This is a genomic window from Schumannella sp. GW821-FHT10F01 (assembly GCF_058809295.1).
In genome coordinates, this window is the sequence record NZ_JBXASM010000005.1 from 148330 (window position 1) to 166801 (window position 18472).

16 protein-coding genes are annotated in these 18472 nt (G+C 72.1%); 2 read left to right on the top strand and 14 right to left on the bottom strand.

The window, feature by feature from the left end; translation table 11 throughout:
* Positions 1 to 44 precede the first annotated feature (44 nt).
* Together AC1RSJ_RS08030 and dnaK are read right to left on the bottom strand one after the other, a co-directional pair.
* Positions 45 to 662 carry a nucleotide exchange factor GrpE gene (locus AC1RSJ_RS08030; protein WP_493117835.1) on the bottom strand — a complete coding sequence of 206 codons (618 nt, stop codon included), beginning with the start codon at positions 660 to 662 and terminating at the stop codon, positions 45 to 47.
* Between the two features lie 2 nt (positions 663 to 664).
* Positions 665 to 2539, bottom strand: coding sequence for a molecular chaperone DnaK (dnaK, locus tag AC1RSJ_RS08035; protein ID WP_493117836.1), 1875 nt, complete (start codon positions 2537 to 2539; stop codon positions 665 to 667).
* A 240-nt stretch (positions 2540 to 2779) separates the two neighbouring features.
* Here dnaK and AC1RSJ_RS08040 point away from each other — a divergent pair, with 240 nt between their 5' ends.
* A complete protein-coding gene (locus tag AC1RSJ_RS08040; RefSeq protein ID WP_493117837.1) occupies positions 2780 to 4273 on the top strand; it encodes an MFS transporter in 1494 nt (497 codons plus the stop codon).
* Between the two features lie 93 nt (positions 4274 to 4366).
* On the opposite strand, the gene AC1RSJ_RS08045 is transcribed toward AC1RSJ_RS08040, so the two are convergent.
* On the bottom strand, positions 4367 to 5305 hold the full coding sequence (locus AC1RSJ_RS08045) for a quinone oxidoreductase family protein (protein ID WP_493117838.1): 939 nt from the start codon (positions 5303 to 5305) through the stop codon (positions 4367 to 4369).
* Between the two features lie 85 nt (positions 5306 to 5390).
* Here AC1RSJ_RS08045 and AC1RSJ_RS08050 point away from each other — a divergent pair, with 85 nt between their 5' ends.
* Positions 5391 to 6068, top strand: a complete 678-nt coding sequence (locus tag AC1RSJ_RS08050) for a TetR/AcrR family transcriptional regulator C-terminal domain-containing protein (protein ID WP_493117839.1) — start codon at positions 5391 to 5393, stop codon at positions 6066 to 6068.
* Positions 6069 to 6240: 172 nt separating this feature from the next.
* Here the strand turns inward: AC1RSJ_RS08050 and AC1RSJ_RS08055 are convergent, their stop codons facing one another.
* The 11 genes from AC1RSJ_RS08055 to AC1RSJ_RS08105 all read right to left on the bottom strand — a co-directional run bounded on the left by AC1RSJ_RS08055 (position 6241) and on the right by AC1RSJ_RS08105 (position 18469).
* Positions 6241 to 7443, bottom strand: a complete 1203-nt coding sequence (locus AC1RSJ_RS08055; protein ID WP_493117840.1) for a glycoside hydrolase family 1 protein — start codon at positions 7441 to 7443, stop codon at positions 6241 to 6243.
* Positions 7444 to 7498: 55 nt separating this feature from the next.
* Entirely contained in the window at positions 7499 to 9283 is a 1785-nt protein-coding gene (locus tag AC1RSJ_RS08060) for an ABC transporter ATP-binding protein (protein ID WP_493117841.1), read from the bottom strand.
* Entirely contained in the window at positions 9280 to 10212 is a 933-nt protein-coding gene (locus tag AC1RSJ_RS08065; protein ID WP_493117842.1) for an ABC transporter permease, read from the bottom strand. Before AC1RSJ_RS08065 ends, AC1RSJ_RS08060 begins: the two co-directional genes overlap by 4 nt.
* A 13-nt stretch (positions 10213 to 10225) precedes the next feature.
* Positions 10226 to 11206: an ABC transporter permease gene (locus AC1RSJ_RS08070; protein ID WP_493117843.1), complete on the bottom strand. Its 981-nt coding sequence runs from the start codon at positions 11204 to 11206 to the stop codon at positions 10226 to 10228.
* The gene (locus AC1RSJ_RS08075) at positions 11203 to 12861 is read right to left on the bottom strand and encodes an ABC transporter substrate-binding protein (protein ID WP_493117844.1); all 1659 of its coding nucleotides are present in this window, start codon (positions 12859 to 12861) and stop codon (positions 11203 to 11205) included. The genes AC1RSJ_RS08070 and AC1RSJ_RS08075 overlap by 4 nt, the downstream gene beginning before the upstream one ends.
* A 197-nt stretch (positions 12862 to 13058) precedes the next feature.
* Positions 13059 to 14243: a LacI family DNA-binding transcriptional regulator gene (locus tag AC1RSJ_RS08080; protein ID WP_493117845.1), complete on the bottom strand. Its 1185-nt coding sequence runs from the start codon at positions 14241 to 14243 to the stop codon at positions 13059 to 13061.
* 30 nt (positions 14244 to 14273) lie between these two features.
* Complete coding sequence (locus AC1RSJ_RS08085; protein ID WP_493117846.1) at positions 14274 to 15131, bottom strand: prenyltransferase; 858 nt, start codon at positions 15129 to 15131, stop codon at positions 14274 to 14276.
* Positions 15128 to 15526 carry a lycopene cyclase domain-containing protein gene (locus AC1RSJ_RS08090; RefSeq protein ID WP_493117847.1) on the bottom strand — a complete coding sequence of 133 codons (399 nt, stop codon included), beginning with the start codon at positions 15524 to 15526 and terminating at the stop codon, positions 15128 to 15130. Before AC1RSJ_RS08090 ends, AC1RSJ_RS08085 begins: the two co-directional genes overlap by 4 nt.
* Entirely contained in the window at positions 15523 to 15861 is a 339-nt protein-coding gene (locus AC1RSJ_RS08095) for a lycopene cyclase domain-containing protein (protein WP_493117848.1), read from the bottom strand. The genes AC1RSJ_RS08090 and AC1RSJ_RS08095 overlap by 4 nt, the downstream gene beginning before the upstream one ends.
* A complete protein-coding gene (crtI, locus tag AC1RSJ_RS08100) occupies positions 15858 to 17453 on the bottom strand; it encodes a phytoene desaturase family protein (protein WP_493117849.1) in 1596 nt (531 codons plus the stop codon). The genes AC1RSJ_RS08095 and crtI overlap by 4 nt, the downstream gene beginning before the upstream one ends.
* Complete coding sequence (locus AC1RSJ_RS08105) at positions 17450 to 18469, bottom strand: phytoene/squalene synthase family protein (RefSeq protein WP_493117850.1); 1020 nt, start codon at positions 18467 to 18469, stop codon at positions 17450 to 17452. The genes crtI and AC1RSJ_RS08105 overlap by 4 nt, the downstream gene beginning before the upstream one ends.
* Between the last annotated feature and the right edge of the window lie 3 nt (positions 18470 to 18472).

Sequence of the window (18472 nt, forward strand, 5' to 3'; positions counted from 1 at the left end):
AACGGGGCGCCGGACCAGCCGGCGCCCCGTCGTGCGTGCCTCGATCACTCGGGCGCCGCCACCGCGACCTTCGCGGCGCGGATCAGCCGCTCGCCGAGCGCGTAGCCCACCTCGATGACGTCGGCGACCGTGTTCTCCGTCGCGTCCGGGGTCGGGATGCGCACGAGCGCCTCGTGCAGCTTCGGATCGAACACCTCGCCGACCTCGCCGACGCGACGCAGCCCGTAGCGGTCGAACCCGCCGCGGAGCTTCTGCGCGACGATCGCGAGCGGCGAGTCGTCGCCGAGATCGCCGTGCTTCTCGGCGCGGTCGAGGTCGTCGATCGCCGGCAGCAGCGACCGGATCACCTCGGCGATGACCGCCTCGCGGTTGGCCTGCCGATCCCGCTCGACGCGGGTGCGGAAGTTGACCAGCTCGGCCTCCGCCCGCGCGGCGCGCTCGCGGTACTCGCCCACGAGGTCGCGCTCCGCGTCGGCGAGCAGCGCGAGGTCGTCCTCGCTCAGCCCATCGCCGTCCGCGGGCGCGGCATCCGAGGTGTCCCCCGGTGCCGCCCCGCGCGGCTCGCCGGTCTCGGGGTCGATCTTGCGCTTGTCCTGGATGTCGGGACGCTCACCGTCCGTCTGCTCCGGCTCGCTCTGGTCGCCCTCATTCGAGTCCGTCATGACTACTTCTTCGGCTCCTCGTCGTCGACGATCTCGGCGTCGACGATGTCCTCGTCGTCACCGGCCGCGTCGGGCTCGTCCGCCCGGCGGCCGCCGGCAGCGGCGTCCTCGGCGGCCTGCGCCTGCTGACCCTGCTGGTAGATGGCCTCGCCGATCTTGGTCTGGCTCGTCGACAGCGCCTCGAACGCGGTCTTCACGGCCGCGTCGTCGTCGCCGGCGAGCGCCGTCTTCAGCGCGTCGACGTCGGTCTGCACGGCCGACTTCACGTCGTCGCCGATCTTGTCCGCGTTCTCGCTGAGGAGCTTCTCGACGGAGTAGGCGAGCTGCTCCGCGTTGTTGCGCACTTCGGCGCTCTCGCGACGCGCCTTGTCCTCGGCGGCGTGCTCCTCCGCCTCGCGCACCATGCGGTCGATGTCCTCCTTGGGCAGCGACGAGCCGCCCGTGATGGTCATCGACTGCTCCTTGCCGGTGCCCTTGTCCTTCGCGCCGACGTGGACGATGCCGTTCGCGTCGATGTCGAAGGTGACCTCGACCTGCGGCACGCCGCGGGGGGCCGGGGCGATGCCGGTGAGCTCGAAGGTGCCGAGCGGCTTGTTGTCGCGGGTGAACTCGCGCTCGCCCTGGAAGACCTGGATGGCCACCGACGGCTGGTTGTCGTCGGCCGTCGTGAAGGTCTCGCTGCGCTTGGTCGGGATCGCGGTGTTGCGCTCGATGAGCTTCGTCATGATGCCGCCCTTGGTCTCGATGCCGAGGCTCAGGGGGGTCACGTCGATGAGCAGCACGTCCTTGCGCTCGCCCTTCAGCACGCCGGCCTGGAGGGCGGCGCCGACGGCGACCACCTCATCCGGGTTGACGCCCTTGTTCGGGTCCTTGCCGCCGGTGAGCCGCTTGACGAGCTCGGTGACGGCCGGCATGCGGGTCGAGCCGCCGACGAGCACGACGTGCGCGATGTCGCCGACCGAGATGCCGGCCTCGCGGATGACGTCGTCGAACGGCTTGCGGGTGCGGTCGAGCAGGTCGCTGGTCATCTGCTCGAACTGGGCGCGGGTGATCGACTCGTCGAGGTTCGCCGGGCCGCTCTGCGTGAGCGAGAGGTAGGGCAGCTGGATGCTGGCGGAGGTGGAGGAGCTGAGCTCCTTCTTCGCCTGCTCCGCGGCCTCCTTGAGGCGCTGGAGGGCGATCTTGTCGCCGGAGACGTCGACGCCGGTGGTCTCCTTGAAGCGCTTGACGAGCCACTCGACGATGCGCTGGTCCCAGTCGTCGCCGCCGAGGCGGTTGTCGCCGGAGGTGGAGCGCACCTGGATGGTGGAGAAGTCGTCGTCCTTGCCCACCTCGAGCAGGGAGACGTCGAACGTGCCGCCGCCGAGGTCGAAGACGAGGATGAGCTCGTCCTCCTTGCCCCGGTCGAGGCCGTAGGCGAGGGCGGCCGCGGTCGGCTCGTTGATGATGCGCAGCACGTTGAGGCCGGCGATCTCGCCGGCGTCCTTCGTGGCCTGGCGCTCGGCGTCGTTGAAGTACGCCGGCACGGTGACGACGGCGTCGGTGACGGTCTCGCCGAGGTACTGCTCCGCGTCGCGCTTCAGCTTGGCGAGGATGCGCGCCGAGATCTCCTGCGGCGTGTAGTTCTTGCCGTCGATGTCGGCCTTCCAGTCCGTGCCCATGTGGCGCTTGACGGACGAGATGGTGCGGTCGACGTTCGTGACGGCCTGGCGCTTCGCGGTCTCGCCGACGAGCACCTCCCCGTCCTTCGTGAACGCGACGACGGAGGGCGTGGTGCGGAAGCCCTCCGCGTTCGCGATGACGCTGGGCTCACCGCCTTCGAGCACGGCGACCACCGAGTTGGTGGTTCCGAGGTCGATTCCAACTGCTCGAGCCATGTGGGATGTTCTCCTGCTTGATCTACTGGGATGTGGTCTGAGGGCGGCCCTTGAGCCGCGACGTGTCAAGTCTGGAGGCGCCCCCGGATCGCTGTCAACTCGTCGGCGTGAAACTTGAGCACACCGGACTCAACTCCCGGCGCGCACTCAGCATTCCGATGCGGCGCCCTCGGCACACGCGGGCGCCGGTCGGACCGGCGCGACACCGTCCGGTCGCCGCCGTGCGATAGGTTCCGGCGCATGAGCGACACCGGTCCGGCCGTGCCCACGCCGCCCGCGACGGCGGGCACCGGCGCGATCGCCACCATGGGCCTCGACCTGCAGGACGGCCGCACCGTGCCCCGCCGGCAGGTCTTCAGCTGGGCGCTGTGGGACTGGTCGACGCAGCCGTTCAACTCCGTCATCCTCACCTTCGTCTTCACGGCGCTCTACCTCACGACGGATGCCTTCCTGCCCGCGTCGATCGCCGGGCTCGCGGACGGCGACCCGCGCAAGGAGGCCGGCATCGCCGACCTCACCAGCGGGCTCGGCCTCGCGAACACGCTGGCCGGCATCGCGATCGCCGTGATCGCGCCGGTGATGGGGCAGCGCTCCGACGGCTCCGGCCGACGGAAGCTCTGGCTGGGCATCAACACCTACGTGCTGATCGTCTGCATGCTCGGGCTGTTCTTCGTGCTGCCGCAGCCCGGCTTCTTCTTCGCGCTCGGCGTCGCGCTCATCGCGATCGGCAGCGTCTTCAGCGAGATCGCCGGCGTCAACTACAACGCCATGCTCGTGCAGGTGTCGACGCCGAAGACGGTCGGCCGCATCAGCGGGCTCGGCTGGGGCTTCGGCTACCTCGGCGGCATCGTCGCCCTCGCGATCGTGATCGCCGCGTACGCCGCCGACTGGTTCGGCCTGCCGACGGACGGCGGCCTCCCGTTCCGGCTCGTCGCCGTCGGCTGCGCGCTCTGGGCCGTGATCTTCTCGATCCCGATCTTCCGCAGCGTGCCGGAGCTGCCGGCGGTGGAGTCCGGCGTGCGCCGCAGCATCCCGCAGAGCTACGTGAAGGTCGCCACCGACATCCGCCGCCTGTGGCGCGAGACGCGCACCACGTTCTGGTTCCTGCTCGCGTCCGCCGTCTTCCGCGACGGGCTGGCCGGCGTCTTCGCGTACGGCGCGATCATCGCCTCCGCGGTGTTCCACTTCGGGTTCCTGCAGGTGGTCGGCTTCGGCGTCGCCGCGAACCTCGTGGCCGGCGTCTCCACGATCCTGTCGGGCCGGCTCGACGACCGGTTCGGCCCGCGCGCGGTGATCATCGGCTCGCTCGTCGGCCTGCTCGTGGCCGGCACCGCGGTGTTCGCGCTGCGGGACGGCGGCGACATCGTGTTCTGGATCTTCGGCCTGCTGCTCTGCGTGTTCGTCGGCCCGGCGCAGGCCGCGTCGCGGAGCTTCCTCGCCCGCGTCACCCCGGCGGGCCGCGAGGGCGAGGTGTTCGGGCTCTACGCGACCACCGGCCGCGCGGCGTCGTTCCTGTCTCCGGGGCTGTGGACGCTGCTCATCGCGCTGCTCGGCGCGACGTACTGGGGCATCCTCGGCATCCTCGTCGTGCTGCTCGCGGGACTGGTGCTCATGCTGTTCGTGAAGCTGCCGGACGCCATCGGAGGCGGGGATGCCGGGCGGTCCGGGCTCCGTCCGCTGCCGGACCCGCACGACACGACGCGCCTGCCGCACCCGCGCCGCCCGAAGGACTGAGCCGGTTGTCGAGGGGCGTATCGAAGCCCCGTGTCTTCAGACATGCGGCTTCGATACGCGCGCCAGAGCGCGCCACTCAGCCATCGGGTGCGGTCAGATCGTGACCACCAGCCGCCCGGGCTCACCCCAGGCGGCCTCGACGTCCTCCAGCGGCACCGCGTGCAGGTCGAGCGGGAGGCCGCCGGCCGCCGCGAGGTCCAGGATCCTCGGCAGCTCCCCCATCAGCAGCCGCGGGTCGGCCGAGCCGGCGCCCGAGCCGCTGATCGCGATGTTCGAGCTGCGGAGGAGGGCCGCGTCGAGCTCGATCGCCCGCCCGGCGAGCCCGCCGATCTGCACGTACTCGACCCGGCGCGCCACGTGCGAGAGCCCGCGGCGCCGGAGCGCCTCGAGCACCTGCTGCGCGACCGGGCCCCAGAGGTAGTCGAGCACGAGGTCGACCCCGTCCGGAGCGGCGGCGCGGAGGTCGTCGACGAACGACGTCCCGAGCCGGACCGCCGTCACCCGGTCGTCGGCGGCGAGTTCCTCCAGCGCCTCGCGATTCCGGCCGACCGCGATCACCCTGCCCGCGCCGAGGTGCAGTGCGATCCGCACGGCCAGCGAGCCGGAGGCGCCGGTCGCGCCGATGACGGCCACGGTCGCGCCGGGCCGGAGCTCGCGCGACACGAGCGGCAGCCATGACGACATCGCCGGGTTGACGATGCCGGCCGCGTCGACGTCGGACAGCCCGTCGGGCACGGGGATCCCGAACCCGGCGGGCACGATCGTGCGCTCGGCCAGGGTGCCGAACGGGTCGGGCGACCCGCCCGTGTAGACGCGGGTGCCGTCGGCGAGCACCCCGACGCCGTCGACGCCCGGCACGAACGGCAGCTCGTCGCCGGCGCCGTAGTGGTCGCCCGCGGCGAGCGAGCGGACGATCCGATGCACGCCGACCGCGCGCATCCGCACCTCGACGAACCCCTCGCGGGGGTCCGGCTCGCGGAACTCCCCCGCGGCGGGCGGACGGCCGAACTCGGTGACGACGACGGCGCGCATGGGATCTCCTTTGGTTTGAACAGTGTTCGAATGGCTGATGCGCGCTACTCTAATGAACGTCGTTCAAATGTCAAGGGGAGGCCGGATGCCGAGCAGGGGGCTGTCGCGCGCGGTCATCGTCGAGGCCGCCTTCGAGCTGCTCGCCGAGGGCGGGCTCGAGGGCATCACCGCCCGTGCGCTCGGCGATCGGCTCGGGGTGCGCGCCGGGGCGCTCTACTACCACCTCCCCGATATGCGGGCGCTGGCCGACGAGATGGCGACCGTCATCACGCGTCGGCTGGTCGCCGCACCGGAGGACTTCGCGGGCGCGACGTGGCACTCGCTGCTGCGCTCGTCGGCGCACCGCGTCCGCGACGTGCTGCTGTCGTACCGCGACGGCGCCCGGCTGTTCTCCGGCACGTTCGTCACCGATCCCGAGGTCGTGGCCGGCATGGAGGGGCCGCTCCGCGTGCTGGTCGACGCCGGGCTCTCGCCGGAGGACGGCCTCCGCGCGCTCCAGACCATGCAGTCGTTCGTGGTCGGCTTCGTGATCGAGGAGCAGCACCGGCGACCGGACGGCGAGCGCGACCCGCGCTACGACCCGGAGTCCCGGCGCGACCGGCTCGACGCGGACCGGTTCCCGCTCTCGCGGCGGGTCAGCGACGACTTCGCCGCGCTCGGGGATGCCGCGTTCGGCTGGGGGGTCGAGGCGCTCGTCGCGGGCATCGGCGCGCGGCTCGGGCTCGCAACCTCCGACACTCCGGTGGCTGAGGAGGGCCGCTAGGCCCGTCTCGAAGCCTCACTCGTGCAGACATGGGGCTTCGAAGCCGCGCGAAGCCGGCGTGCCGCTGGCGCGCCTCCTCAGCCAGCGGGTTCCACGTCAGGGCTTCGACAGGCTCAGCCAGCCGAAGGGACGGCTCAGCCGTCCGAGGGGGCGGCTCGACCGTCCGAGGGGATCACACCTCGAGCGCGTTCGCCCGGCTCACGCCGCCGAGCCACCCGGCGCTGGGCTTCGGGGTGCGCTCGAACGTCTCCGGGTCCCACGAGACGAGGCCGAACGTCGGCCGGAAGCCGCTCGCCCACTCGTAGTTGTCGAGCAGGCTCCAGGCCTGGTAGCCCAGCACCTCCACCCCGCGCTCGATCTCCGCGTGCACCGCGGCGAGCGCATCGCGTGTGTAGTCGATGCGGCGGGCGTCGTCCGCGGTGGCGATGCCGTTCTCGGTGACCATGAGCGGCGTGTGCTGACCGAGCTCCCAGGCGGCCGCGAGGCCTTCGGCCGCGGCGGGCGGCCAGTACTCCCAGCCGGTCAGGGTCGTCTCGGCGGCCGGATCGACCGGGCGCGGACCCTCCGGCCCGATGAATGTGCGCGTGTAGGCCTGCACGCCGATGAAGTCGTCGCCGGCGGCCTGCTCGAGGTACCAGTCGTCGCGCGGGTAGCCGTACTCGCGGAGCATCTCCTCGGCGCCCTCCTCGTCGACCGCCCGGAACGCCTGGGTGGCGACGGTCCAGCCGGAGCGGAGCCCGGGCACGTCCGCCAGCACCTCGCGCGCCCGCGTGTGCGACGCCAGCAGGCGGTCCGCGACGAGCAGGTCGGGGTTCGGGAGGCCGTATGCGACGAGGTTGCGGGCGTCCTCGCCGCCGGCGAGCATCGCGGCGATGTTCGGCTCGTTGATGGTGCAGATGGAGCGCGGGCCGGCGGACGGGTCGAGTCCCTCCGTCAACACCGGCAGTGCGGTCTCGACGTAGCGGCCGAACAGCTCCGGCGCGTCCTCGGACCGCCAGAAGCCGTCGCGCTCGAACCAGCGCGGCACGGTGAAGTGCATGAGGGTGATCACCGGCTCGACGCCGGCCTCGAGGCAGGCGTCGACCATCCGCCGGTAGTGGTCGAGCTCGGCGCGCGAGACGAAGCCGCGCTCCGGCTCGATCCGCGCCCACTCGATGCTGAAGCGGTAGGCCTTCAGCCCCAGGTCCGCCACGATCGCGATGTCGTCGCGGAACCGGTGGTAGCTGTCGGCCGCGTCGCCCGAGGGCTCCACGATCGACGTGCCGGCCTCGTGCTCGTGCACCCACCAGTTGGCGTTGACGTTGTTGCCCTCGATCTGGTGGGCGGCGGTGGCGGCACCCCAGAGGAAGCCGTCGGGGAAGCGGAGGGTGGTCATACGGGGCCTTTCTGGCGGGGCTTCGACCGGCTCGGACATCCGTCTGCGGAGCGGATCAGCGGATGCGGGCGCGCGGATTCGGCACGGCGTCGAGCAGGGAGACGGTGTAGTCGTCCTGGGGGTTGCGCAGCACGTCCGCCGTCGCCCCCCGCTCGACCACGGCGCCGTCGTGCAGCACGAGGATGTCGTCGGTGATGAGCCGCGCGCTGAGCAGGTCGTGGGTGATGTAGAGCAGCGAGACGCCCCAGCGCACGCGGAGGTCCTCGAGCAGGGCGAGCACGCCGGCGCGCAGCGAGACGTCGAGCATCGACACCGGCTCGTCGGCGATGATCACCTGCGGATCGCTGGCGAGCGCCCGGGCGATGACGACGCGCTGGCGCTGCCCGCCGGAGAGCTGGTGCGGCAGCTTCTGCGCGAACTGCTCCACCGGCGTCAGGCCCACCGTCTCGAGCAGCTCCCGCACCCGGCCGCGTGCCTCGGCGCCGCGGAGCCCCGTGTAGTTCGCGATCGGCCGCGACAGGATGTACTCCACCGTGTGCAGCGGGTTCAGTGCGGCATACGGGTCCTGGAACACCATCTGCACGTCGCGGCGCAGCGAGCGGAGCCCGCCGCCGCGGAGCGCGGACACATCCTGGTCGCCGAAGCGGATGCTGCCCTCGGTCGGCTTCTCGACGCCGGTTATGAGCTTCGCCAGCGTCGATTTGCCGGATCCGCTCTGCCCGACGAGGGCGAGCGACTGACCCGGCTCGAGGGTGAACGACACGTCGCGCACGGCACGGACGGGCTGCTCCCCGCGCCGCGGCGGCGGGTAGGTCTTCGACACCGTCTCGACCCGGATGGCGGCCTTCGCCGAGCGGCCGGCGCGGGCGGCGACGGCGGGCGCTTCCACGTCCTCCGCGGTGCCCACCGCCGGTCCCCCGGCAGCGGCGCGCTGCTCGGCGCGGGCGCGGCGCAGCGAGCGGTCCTCGAAGCCGGGCAGCGACACCGTCTCGGCCCGCGGGTCCGCGTAGTGGCTCAGCAGCATCTGCGTGTACTCGTCCTGCGGGTGCTCGAGGATCTCGCGCGCGCCGGCGTCCTCCACGATCCGGCCCTCGTGCAGCACGAGCACGCGGTCGGTGGCCTCGAGCACGATGCCGAGGTCGTGGCTGATGAGCACGGCGGTGAAGCCCTCCTGGCGCTGCAGCTCGATGATCGTGTCCATCACGGCGTGCTGCACGAGCACGTCGAGCGCCGTCGTCGGCTCGTCGAACACCATGAGCTGCGGCTCGAGCGACAGCGCGAGCGCGATCGAGACGCGCTGCCGCATGCCGCCGGACAGCTCGCCCGGGAACCGGTCGAGCGCCTGCGGATCGAGCCGCACCTTCTCGAGCAGCTCGCGCGACCGCGACTCCCACCGCTCGCGCGGCACGTGCTCGTGGGCCTTGTAGATGTCGCGGAAGTGGTTGCGCACGGTGCGCACCGGGTTCAATGCGTTCATGCCGGCCTGCAGCACCATGGCGAAGCCGCCCTGGCGCTGCCGACGCAGCTCCTCGGTGCCGAGCTCGCGGATGTCGCGGCCGTCGAACAGGATGCGCCCCGCGCTCGTGCGCGCCGGCGGCTTCTGCAGCCGGGTCAGCGCGTAGCCGAGGGTCGACTTGCCCGAGCCGGACTCGCCGACCAGGCCGACGAACTCGCCGCGGCCGAGCGTGAACGAGACGTCCTCGACGGCGTGCACGGGCACCTGGCCCGACGACTCGTAGACGACGGACAGGCCCTGCACCTCGAGGAGCGGCTGCTCGCCGCCCTGGGCTTCGACAGGCTCAGCCGTCCGAGTGGACGCGGAATCGGTCGTGGTGCTCATCGGGTGCCCTTCCCCTCGCGGAGGCGCGGATTGCTGACGGCGTCGACGCCGAAGTTGATCAGCGTGAGGCTCAGCGCGAGCAGCGAGATGCAGAGGCCCGGCGCGAAGACCAGCAGCCAGTTGCCGGAGAGCAGCGCGAACGAGTTCTGCGCCCAGTAGAGCATCGTGCCCCAGCTGACGACGCTGGTGTCGCCGAGTCCGAGGAACTCGAGGCCCGCCTCGGCGAGGATCGCCGAGGTCGCCGCGCCGAAGAAGCTGCCGACGATGAGCGAGGTCATGTTCGGCAGGATCTCGCGGACGATGATGCGGCCCGCGCCGTCGCCGGAGAATCGGGCGGCCTCCACGAAGTCCCGCGAGCGCAGCGACTGCGTCTGGCTGCGCAGCACGCGCGCGCCCCACGCCCAGCCGGTGATCACGATCACGACGATGATGACGCCGAAGCCGCCGCCCTGGAGGTAGCCGGCGATGACGATCATCAGCGGCAGCGCCGGGATGACGAGGAACAGGTTGACGATGAAGCCGATCACGTCGCCGACGAAGCCGCGGAGGTAGCCCCAGCCGAGGCCGATCGCGACGGCGACGATCGTCGAGAGGCCGCCGGCCACGAGGCCGACCACGACGCTGACGCGGGCGCCGGCGATGAGCTGGCTCAGCACGTCCTCGCCCGCGGCGGTGGTGCCGAGCCAGTGCGCCGGGCTCGAGTCGAGGCTGCGGTCGAAGTCGTTGCGCGTCGGGTCGTACGGCGCGATCAGCGGGCCGAAGACGGCCGCGAGCACGAAGACCGCGACGATGACGATGCCGACCTTGGCCTTGTTGTTCGACCACACGACGGCGACCATGCGGCCGACCGTGCGCAGCGGATTCGGGCGGCGCTGGTCGTCCGGATGCACGGTGCGCGCGACCTGGGTCTCGTTGCTGGTGGATGTCATGACGCCTCCTCCCTCACTTCCGGGTCCGCGGGTCGAGCACGCCGTAGAGGATGTCGACGAGCAGGTTCGCGACGAGCACGCTGACGGTGATCATGAGGAACAGCGCCTGCATGAGCGGGTAGTCCTGGCCGATCACCGCGTTGAAGAGCAGGTAGCCGATGCCGGGGTAGCCGAAGAGCTGCTCCACGAGGATCGAGCCGCCGACCACGCCGCCGAGGGCGAGGCCGAAGCCGGTGAGGTTCGGCAGGATCGCGTTGCGGGCGGCGTAGCGGACGGCGACGGTGCGTCCGCGCAGGCCGTTCGCCTCCGCGAAGGTGACGTAGTCGTCGCCGAGCGTGTTGATCATCGCGTTGCGCATGCCGAGGATCCAGCCGCCGAGGCCGGTCAGCAGGATCGTCAGCGCCGGCAGCACCGCGTGATAGGCCGCGTCGCCGACGAAGCCGATCGACAGGTTCGGCGAGGTGGTCGCGGAGTAGGCGCCCGAGGTCGGGAACCAGTGCAGCACGTAGCCGAGGAAGAACAGCAGCAGCAGCGCGGTCCAGAAGTACGGGAACGTCGACAGGAAGCTGCCGCCGAGCGTGGGCAGCGCGTCCATCCAGGTGCCGCGCTTCCAGGCGGCGGCGACGCCGATGAGCGTGCCGATGACGAACGCGAGGATCGTCACGATGCCGACGAGCACGAGCGTGTACGGCAGGGCACCGCCGACGAGGTCGCCGACCCGCTGGGGGTAGAACGTGTACGAGGTGCCGAAGTCGAGTGTGACCACCTGGTGCAGGTACGAGACGTACTGCTCGAAGACATTGCCCTTCGGCACGCCGAGCTGCGACTCGATCGCCCGCCGGGTCGCGGCGGTGACCGGGCCGTTCTGCGACAGCTTCGCGATCGCGGCGTCGGCCGGGGTGCCCGGCATGAGCCGCGGCAGGATGAAGTTCAGCGTGACCGCGGCCCACAGCGTGAGCACGAACAGCCCGAGCTTCTGGAGGACGTACCTCATCCCTCGCCTCCGTCCCGCAGGCGCAGCTTGGTGAAGATCAGCAGCGGCGCCGAGTCGTAGTTCTGCGGAGCCATGTACGGGTCCTTCGCGGTCGGCCAGCCGGTGAACTTGGCATCGTTGTAGAGGCCCCAGAGCCCGCCGTAGTACATGCCGATCACCGGCACCTGCTCGTAGATGACGCGCTGCAGCTGGTAGCCGATGCGCTGCTGCTCGTCGGGGTCGACGCTCGCCTTGTACTCGGCCAGCAGCTTGTCGGTGGCCGCGTTCCGGTAGCGCTCGGTGTTGTTCTGCGTGGCCTTGCCGACCGGCTGGTAGAACTCGCTCGAGAGCAGGTTGTTGTAGGCCTGGAAGACGTCGCCGCCGCCCATGCCCCCCATCGCGACCTGGTACTTGCCGTTGTTCAGTGCGGCCTGGTAGCCGGCGGGCTGCGGGGCGTTGACCTTCACCTCGATGCCGATCGCGGCGAGCTGCTTCTGCGCCTCCTGCACCGCGCGGGTCCAGTCGGTGTAGCCGTTCGCCGTGGTGATCGTGAACGAGAACTGCTTCCCGTCCGGGCCGACGAGCTTGCCGCCCTGCTGGGTGTAGCCGGCCTCGGCGAACGCGGCGAGCGCCGCCTGCTGGTCCTGCGTGATCATCCCCTGGTCCGGGATGTCGGGGTTCAGCACGGCCTGCTGGTTCGGCAGCAGCAGGCCGGTCTGGCCCGCCGCGGTCATGTAGCCCTCGGTCGCGGTGTCGGCGATCTTGTCGCGGTCGAGCGCGAGCGAGATGCCCTGGCGCACGTTGACGTCGTCGAACGGCGCGACGGTGAGGTTCGGGATCAGCGAGATGATGCCGCCGGCCGGGAACCACCACCTGTTGTCCTTGCTCGCCGCGCCCCAGGTGCCCTCGACGTTCGAGATGAACGAGTAGCTCCAGTCGTAGCCGCGCGTGACGGTGTCGAGCTGGTTGTTCGTCGCCGGCAGGATGAGGTGCTCGATCTCGATCTTGTCCGCCTGCCAGTAGCCGTCCCAGCGGTCCATCGAGTACTGCAGCGGGTTGTACTCGCCGAGCACGAACGGCCCGGTGCCCACCGGATCCGGGTTGCGCCAGGTGGTCGGGTCCTTCACCTTCGACCACAGGTGCTCGGGCACGATGTAGGTCGCGCCGAGGATGGCGAGCGACGGGGCGTCGTCGGTCTTGAGGTGGAACACGACCTGGTCGCCCTGCACGTCGAGCGACTCGATGTGCTGCCAGGCGCCCTTCACGTCGAGCGCGGGGTACTGCTTCAGCAGGTCGAAGGTGTACTTCACGTCGGCTGCGCTGAAGTCGGTGCCGTCGCTCCACTGCACCCCGTCGCGGATCGTCATCTCGATCGTCGCGGGATCCGGCAGGCTCCACTTCGTCGCGAGCCACGGGGTCTTGTCGCCGTTGAGCGGGTTGATCTCGATGAGCGGCTCGTACATCCACTTCGCGGCCGTGCGGCTGTTCGCCAGGTACGGGTTGAAGTTGCGGTCGAACTGCGGCTGGCCGTGGTCGGCGTTGATGAGCATGGTCGCCCTGCCGATGCCGGGATCCGGCTGGCTGCGCACCTGGATGCTGCATCCGGTGAGCACGATCGCCGCCGCGACCGCCACCGCCGCCGTGCGCAGGATCCCGCGCCGTCGCTGCCGCCTCATCGCCGCTCCGTCCCGCGGGTCGTCGTCAACACCGCTCCGCCACTGTAAGCGCATACATTGCCGGTGCGCCAGTGGGGTCAGGGTCCGTCCAGGTTGCGGCGCTGCCGAACCCGCCGGCTGAGGAGCGCCGCCAGGCCCGTCTCGAAGCCGCTGGACTGCACGCGTGAGGCTTCGAGACAGGCCGCAGACGGCCTTCCTCAGCCGGCGTGGTCCGATGGTGCCCCCGGCGGGCAGCTCTCACGCAGCAGCACCTCGACCGGCAGCGTGCGCGTGCGCGGCGGCGCGGACGGATCGGCCATCCGCTCGACGAGCGCGGCGACCGCGAGCCGCCCGAGCCGGATCATCGGCTGGCGCACCGTGGTGAGCCGCGGCAGCGAGAACCGGCCGGCGTCCACGCCGTCGAAGCCGGTGACGAGCACCCGCCCCGGCACGTCGACGCCGTGCCGGGCGAACACGTCGAGCACGCCGAGCGCGGTCTGGTCGTTCGCGCAGACGACGGCGTCGGGCAGCTCGCCGCCGTCGGCCGCTCGGGCCAGGAGCCGTCGCGCGACCTCGCGGCCGCGGCGCTCCGTGAAGTCGCCGGCCTCGACGGCCACCTCGAGCTCGCGGCACGCGCCCTCGACCGCGCGGTCGAAGCCCGCGCGCCGGTCGTGCTCGTCGGTCGAGTCGGCCGGTCCGCTCACGTACACGACCCGGCGCACCGGATGATCGGCCAGCATCCGCGAGACGAGCGCCTGCATGCCCGACGCGTTCGCGACCAGCACCCGGTCGAGGTCGTGCGCGGCGGCGCTGTCGGCGACGACGACGGTCGGGATGCGCGCGCTCACCCGCTCGAGCAGCCGCTCGGACACGACCGAGGCGACGACGACGAGCCCGTCGACCCGACCCGCGATGTCATCCACCATCACCTCGTGGCCGGTCTCCCGGCCCGCCGCGAGCATGAGCGCGAACCCGCGCCGCCAGGCCTCCGCCTCGGCGCCGCGCACGACCTCGTCGAAGTACAGGCTCGCCGAGCTGGAGCGGTCCTCCCCGGCGGACGGGCGGTCGTCGACGATGCGGACGGCGGACGGATGCGCGGCGTCGTCCGCGTCGCCGGGGATCTCCGCGGCGGCGAGCGGCACGTCCTCCGGGGCGTCGAAGCTCGGCAGCAGGAGCCCGAGCACCCCGGTGCTGCGCCCGGCCAGGCCGCGGGCGGAGGCGCTCGGCACGTAGCCGAGCTCGCGCACGGCGGTGTGCACGCGCTCCGCGGTCTCCGGCCGCACGTCGTCCGGGCGCCGCAGCACCCGCGACACCGTGGCGATCGACACGCCGGCGGCCGCCGCGACGTCGTACACCGTCGGTGCGCCGCCCCCGCCGCGGGGCGTCCTGCTCCGGCTGCTCATGGTGCTCCTGCCTACCAGATGGGCGCGGGCCTACCCGGTCAGCGCCGACCAGATCATCAGCATGGTCACGAGGAAGCCGCAGGCGTAGTTGATGGCGAGGAAGCGCCGCCAGCCGCGATTCGCGCCCGCCGCCTCGGCATCCGCGACGTTGAGCCAGGGCGCGACCATCACGGCGTAGGGGAGGGCGAGCACGGCGGCGAGCGCGGCCGGCCAGCCGGTGAACAGCAGCAGCACGCCCGCGAGCAGGTACGCCGCGAACGCGATGCGGACGGTGGCCCGCGCGCCGAAGGCGGTCGCGATCGACCCGATGCCGGCCTCCCGGTCCGCGCCGATGTCCTGCACGGCGCCGAACGCGTGCGACGCGATGCCCCAGAGCGCGAAGGCGACGAGCACGAGCACGACCGGCGTGCTCGGCGCGGCACCCGCGAGCGCGAGCCCGTAGACCGCCGGGCTCACGAAGTGGGTCGCCGACGTGATCGAGTCGAGCACCGGCCGCTCCTTGAACCGGAGCACCGGCGCGGAGTACGCGACGACCGCGAACAGGCTGATCGCGAGCACGATCCAGCTCGGCCAGGAGCCGAGCAGCACGAGCGCCACCACGAACGGGATCGTCGTCACGGCCGAGGCGATGAGGGTCGGCCGGTGCATCCGGGTGTCGAGCAGCGCGCCCTCGACGCCGCCCTTGCGGGGGTTGCGGAGGTCGGACTCGTAGTCGAACACGTCGTTGATGCCGTACATCGCCAGGTTGTACGGGATGAGGAAGAAGATCGTGCCGACGACGAGCCGCGCGTCGACCTCGCCGGTGGCGAGCAGGTAGGCGGCCGCGAACGGGAAGGCGGTGTTGATCCAGCTCAGCGGCCGGCTGGAGACGAACAGGGCGCGGATCATCGACCGGGCTCCTGTCCGCGGCGCCGGCCGAGCGCGGGGCGCTGTGCGTCCGGCGCCGCGGCGTCGCCCCGCGGATCGTGCTCGCTGCCGCGCGGCCCCGGCAGCAGCAGCCAGAGCGCGGGGAGCAGCAGCACGGCGGCCACCGCGTACGCGAAGTCCTCGATCGGCGCGATGCCGATCCGCAGGCCGCTGATGCGGTCCGGGTCGTAGCCGACGAGCCCGACCGCGATCATGACGTTGTCGAACACGGCGGTCATCACGAGCACGACGGCGCCGGTCAGCAGCAGGGCGCGTCCGGTGCGGCGTCGCCGGGAGGCCGGGCGCACGAACGCCGCGACCCCGAGCATCGCGAGCGAGGCGAGCAGGAACGGCAGGTTGAGGAGGGCGTAGGTCACGGCGCCTCCTCGCCGGCGGGGCGGGCATCCGCTCGCGGACGCGTCAGGGCGCCGAACAGGTTCATCGTCAGGTAGCAGAGCAGGGCGAGGAAGAAGACCTCCTCGAGCGGCAGCTCGGGCGCGAGCTGCACGCCGGTCATGAAGTCCGTCTCGCCGCGGAAGAACACCCCGAGGCGGATGCCGGCGACGTCCCAGAGCAGGAAGAACGCGATCCCGGTGACGAGCACCACGGCGGCCCGACGCGGGTCGCGGCGGAAGAACAGCCGGAACCGGAGGTCGAGCACCACCATGCCGGCGAGCGAGACGAGCAGCGCGCCGAGATAGGCGAGGCTCATGCGTCGTCCGCGCCGGGGGCATCCGCGGCGGGGGCCTCGTCGCCGGCCCGCGGCTCGAGCGGCTCCGCCAGCGGGCTCGTCGACGAATCGCCGCGGAGCCGCTTCACGACCAGCTCGGCGCTGATCAGGCACATCGGCAGCCCGATGCCCGGGATCGTCGAGCCGCCGGCGTAGTAGAGGTCGCGCACCTTCCGCGACGCGTTGCCCGCCCGGAACATCGCGCTCTGCTTCAGCGTGTGCGCCGGCCCGAGCGCGCTGCCGCGCCAGGAGTGCAGGTCGCGGGCGAAGTCGGCTGGACCCACCGTGCGCCGCACCCCGATCCGCTCGGCGAGGTCGGGGATGCCGGCCCAGTCGGCGATCTGCCGGATCACCCGGTCCGCGAGCGCCTCGATCCCGGGGTCGCCGTCGCCGTCCACCCCGCCCGATCCGAGCGCCGGGTCGGCGGGGAGCGGCACGAGCACGAACAGGTTCTCCGAGCCGGCCGGGGCGACCGACGGGTCGATGCCGCTCGGCTTGCAGACGTAGAGCGAGGGCACGTCGGGCACCCGCGCGTCACGGCCGAAGATCTGCTCGAAGTTGCGCTCCCACTCGCGCGCGAACAGCAGCGTGTGGTGCTCGAGCTCCGGCAGCTCGCCGCGCACGCCGAGCATGATGAGCAGCGCCGACGGTCCGGCGACCCGCGGCCCCCACCACTCCTCGGGGTAGGTGCGCAGCTCGGCCGGCAGCATCGTGGTCTCGGTGTGGTGGAGGTCCGCGGTGGAGACCACGACATCCGCGGTCAGCGTCTCGCCGCTCGCGAGCCGCACGCCGGACGCCGACCCCTGCTCCACCTCGATCGCGGCGACCGGCGCACCCGTGCGCACGATCACGCCCTCCGCCCGCGCCAGGTCGGCGATCGTCTCGATGATGCGCGCGAAGCCGCCCATCGGATACCGCACGCCGTCGACGAGGTCGAGGTGGGACATGAGCGAGTACATGCTCGGCGCGAGGTCGGGCGCGGACCCGAGGAAGACCGCCGGGTAGCCGAGGATCTGCCGCAGCCGGAGGTCCTTCACGGTGCGCCGCGCGAGCGAGCCGAGCGGCTCGAGCAGCAGCCGCGACAGCGCGGGCAGGTTCGTCAGGGTGTCGCCGGAGACGACCGGGCCCAGCTTGTCGAAGCTCGTGTAGAGGAACTTGCGCTTCGCGATGTCGTACGTCTCGGCGGCCCGGTCGAGGTAGCGGCGGAGGCGGCGGCCCGCGCCCGGCTCGATCGTCTCGGCGAGGGCGAGCGTCTCGTCCACGTCCGCGGGGATGTCGAGCGGGTCGCGATGCCCCTCGGCGTAGACGCGGTAGCCGGGGTCGAGGCGCACGAGGCGCAGCTGCTCGTCGGCGGTCGTGCCGAGCAGCCGGTAGAAGTGGTCGAAGACCTCCGGCATGAGGTACCACGAGGGCCCCGTGTCGAAGCGGAAGCCGTCCTGCTCCCACGAGCCGGCACGGCCGCCGAGCTCGTCGCGGGCCTCCAGCAGCGTCACCCGGTGCCCGTCGCGCGCGAGCAGCGCCGCCGTCGCGAGCCCGGCGATGCCGCCGCCGATCACGATCGCGTCCCGCGTCATCCGTCCGCCCCCGTCCGCTCGCCGCTCTGATCCTCATCGATTCGTGCGATCGGGGCGCTCTCGCCGCCGGATACCGCCCCGATGGCACGAATCGAGGTGCGGGCGCCCCGCGAGGTCGCCGCCCGCAGCGCGATGCGCACCTTCACCGGGTCGGGCACCCGCACCCGCTCGACGAGCAGCCGGTCGGCCGGGGTCGTCCGCAGCCGGCGCGACAGCTCGGCGAACAGCCCCTGCGCCAGCGCGACCGCCCGCCGGGACGACGACGGCAGGGCCGGGATGACCGCCGCCGCCTGCGCGAGCTCGCGGTCGATCCCGTCGAGCAGCCGGTGCTTGGTCGGCTCGTCGAAGTCCTCCACGCGCACGCCCGGGAAGTAGCTGCGCCCGAGCTCGCGCACGTCGGCGGCGAGGTCGCGCAGGAAGTTGACCTTCTGGAACGCGGAGCCGAGCGCCCGGGCACCCGGCTCGAACCGGGCATAGGCGGCATCCGGGTCCGGCTCGCCGCGCAGGAACGCGCGCAGGCACATGAGGCCGACGACCTCGGCCGAGCCGTAGACGTAGCGGTCGAAGCCGGCCTCGTCGTACTCCGTCCGCGAGAGGTCGGTGCGCATCGACTCGAAGAAGGGCGCGGTGAGCTCCGATCCGAAACCGGACGCGCGGGCCGTGCGGGCGAACGCGTGCACCACGAGGTTCGAGCTGTAGCCCTCGGCCATCGCGGTCTCGGTCTCCGCTTCGAGCTGGTTCAGCAGCCGGGCGGCCGCGACCGTGTCGAGCCCCGCGCCGTCCGCGCCGCCGTCGACGATCTCGTCCGCCACCCGCACGAGCGCGTAGACGTTCTCGACGTGCTGGCGCACGTCCGCGCCGAGCAGCCGCGCGGCCAGCCCGAACGACGTCGAGTAGCGCCGGATGACGACGCTCGCCGTCTCGTCGGCGACGCGGTCGTAGAGCGGCAGGCGGGCGACGGGTCCCGGGCCGACCGATCCGGGCGCGGCGGATCCGGGGGAGGTGCCGGCGGGCATCCG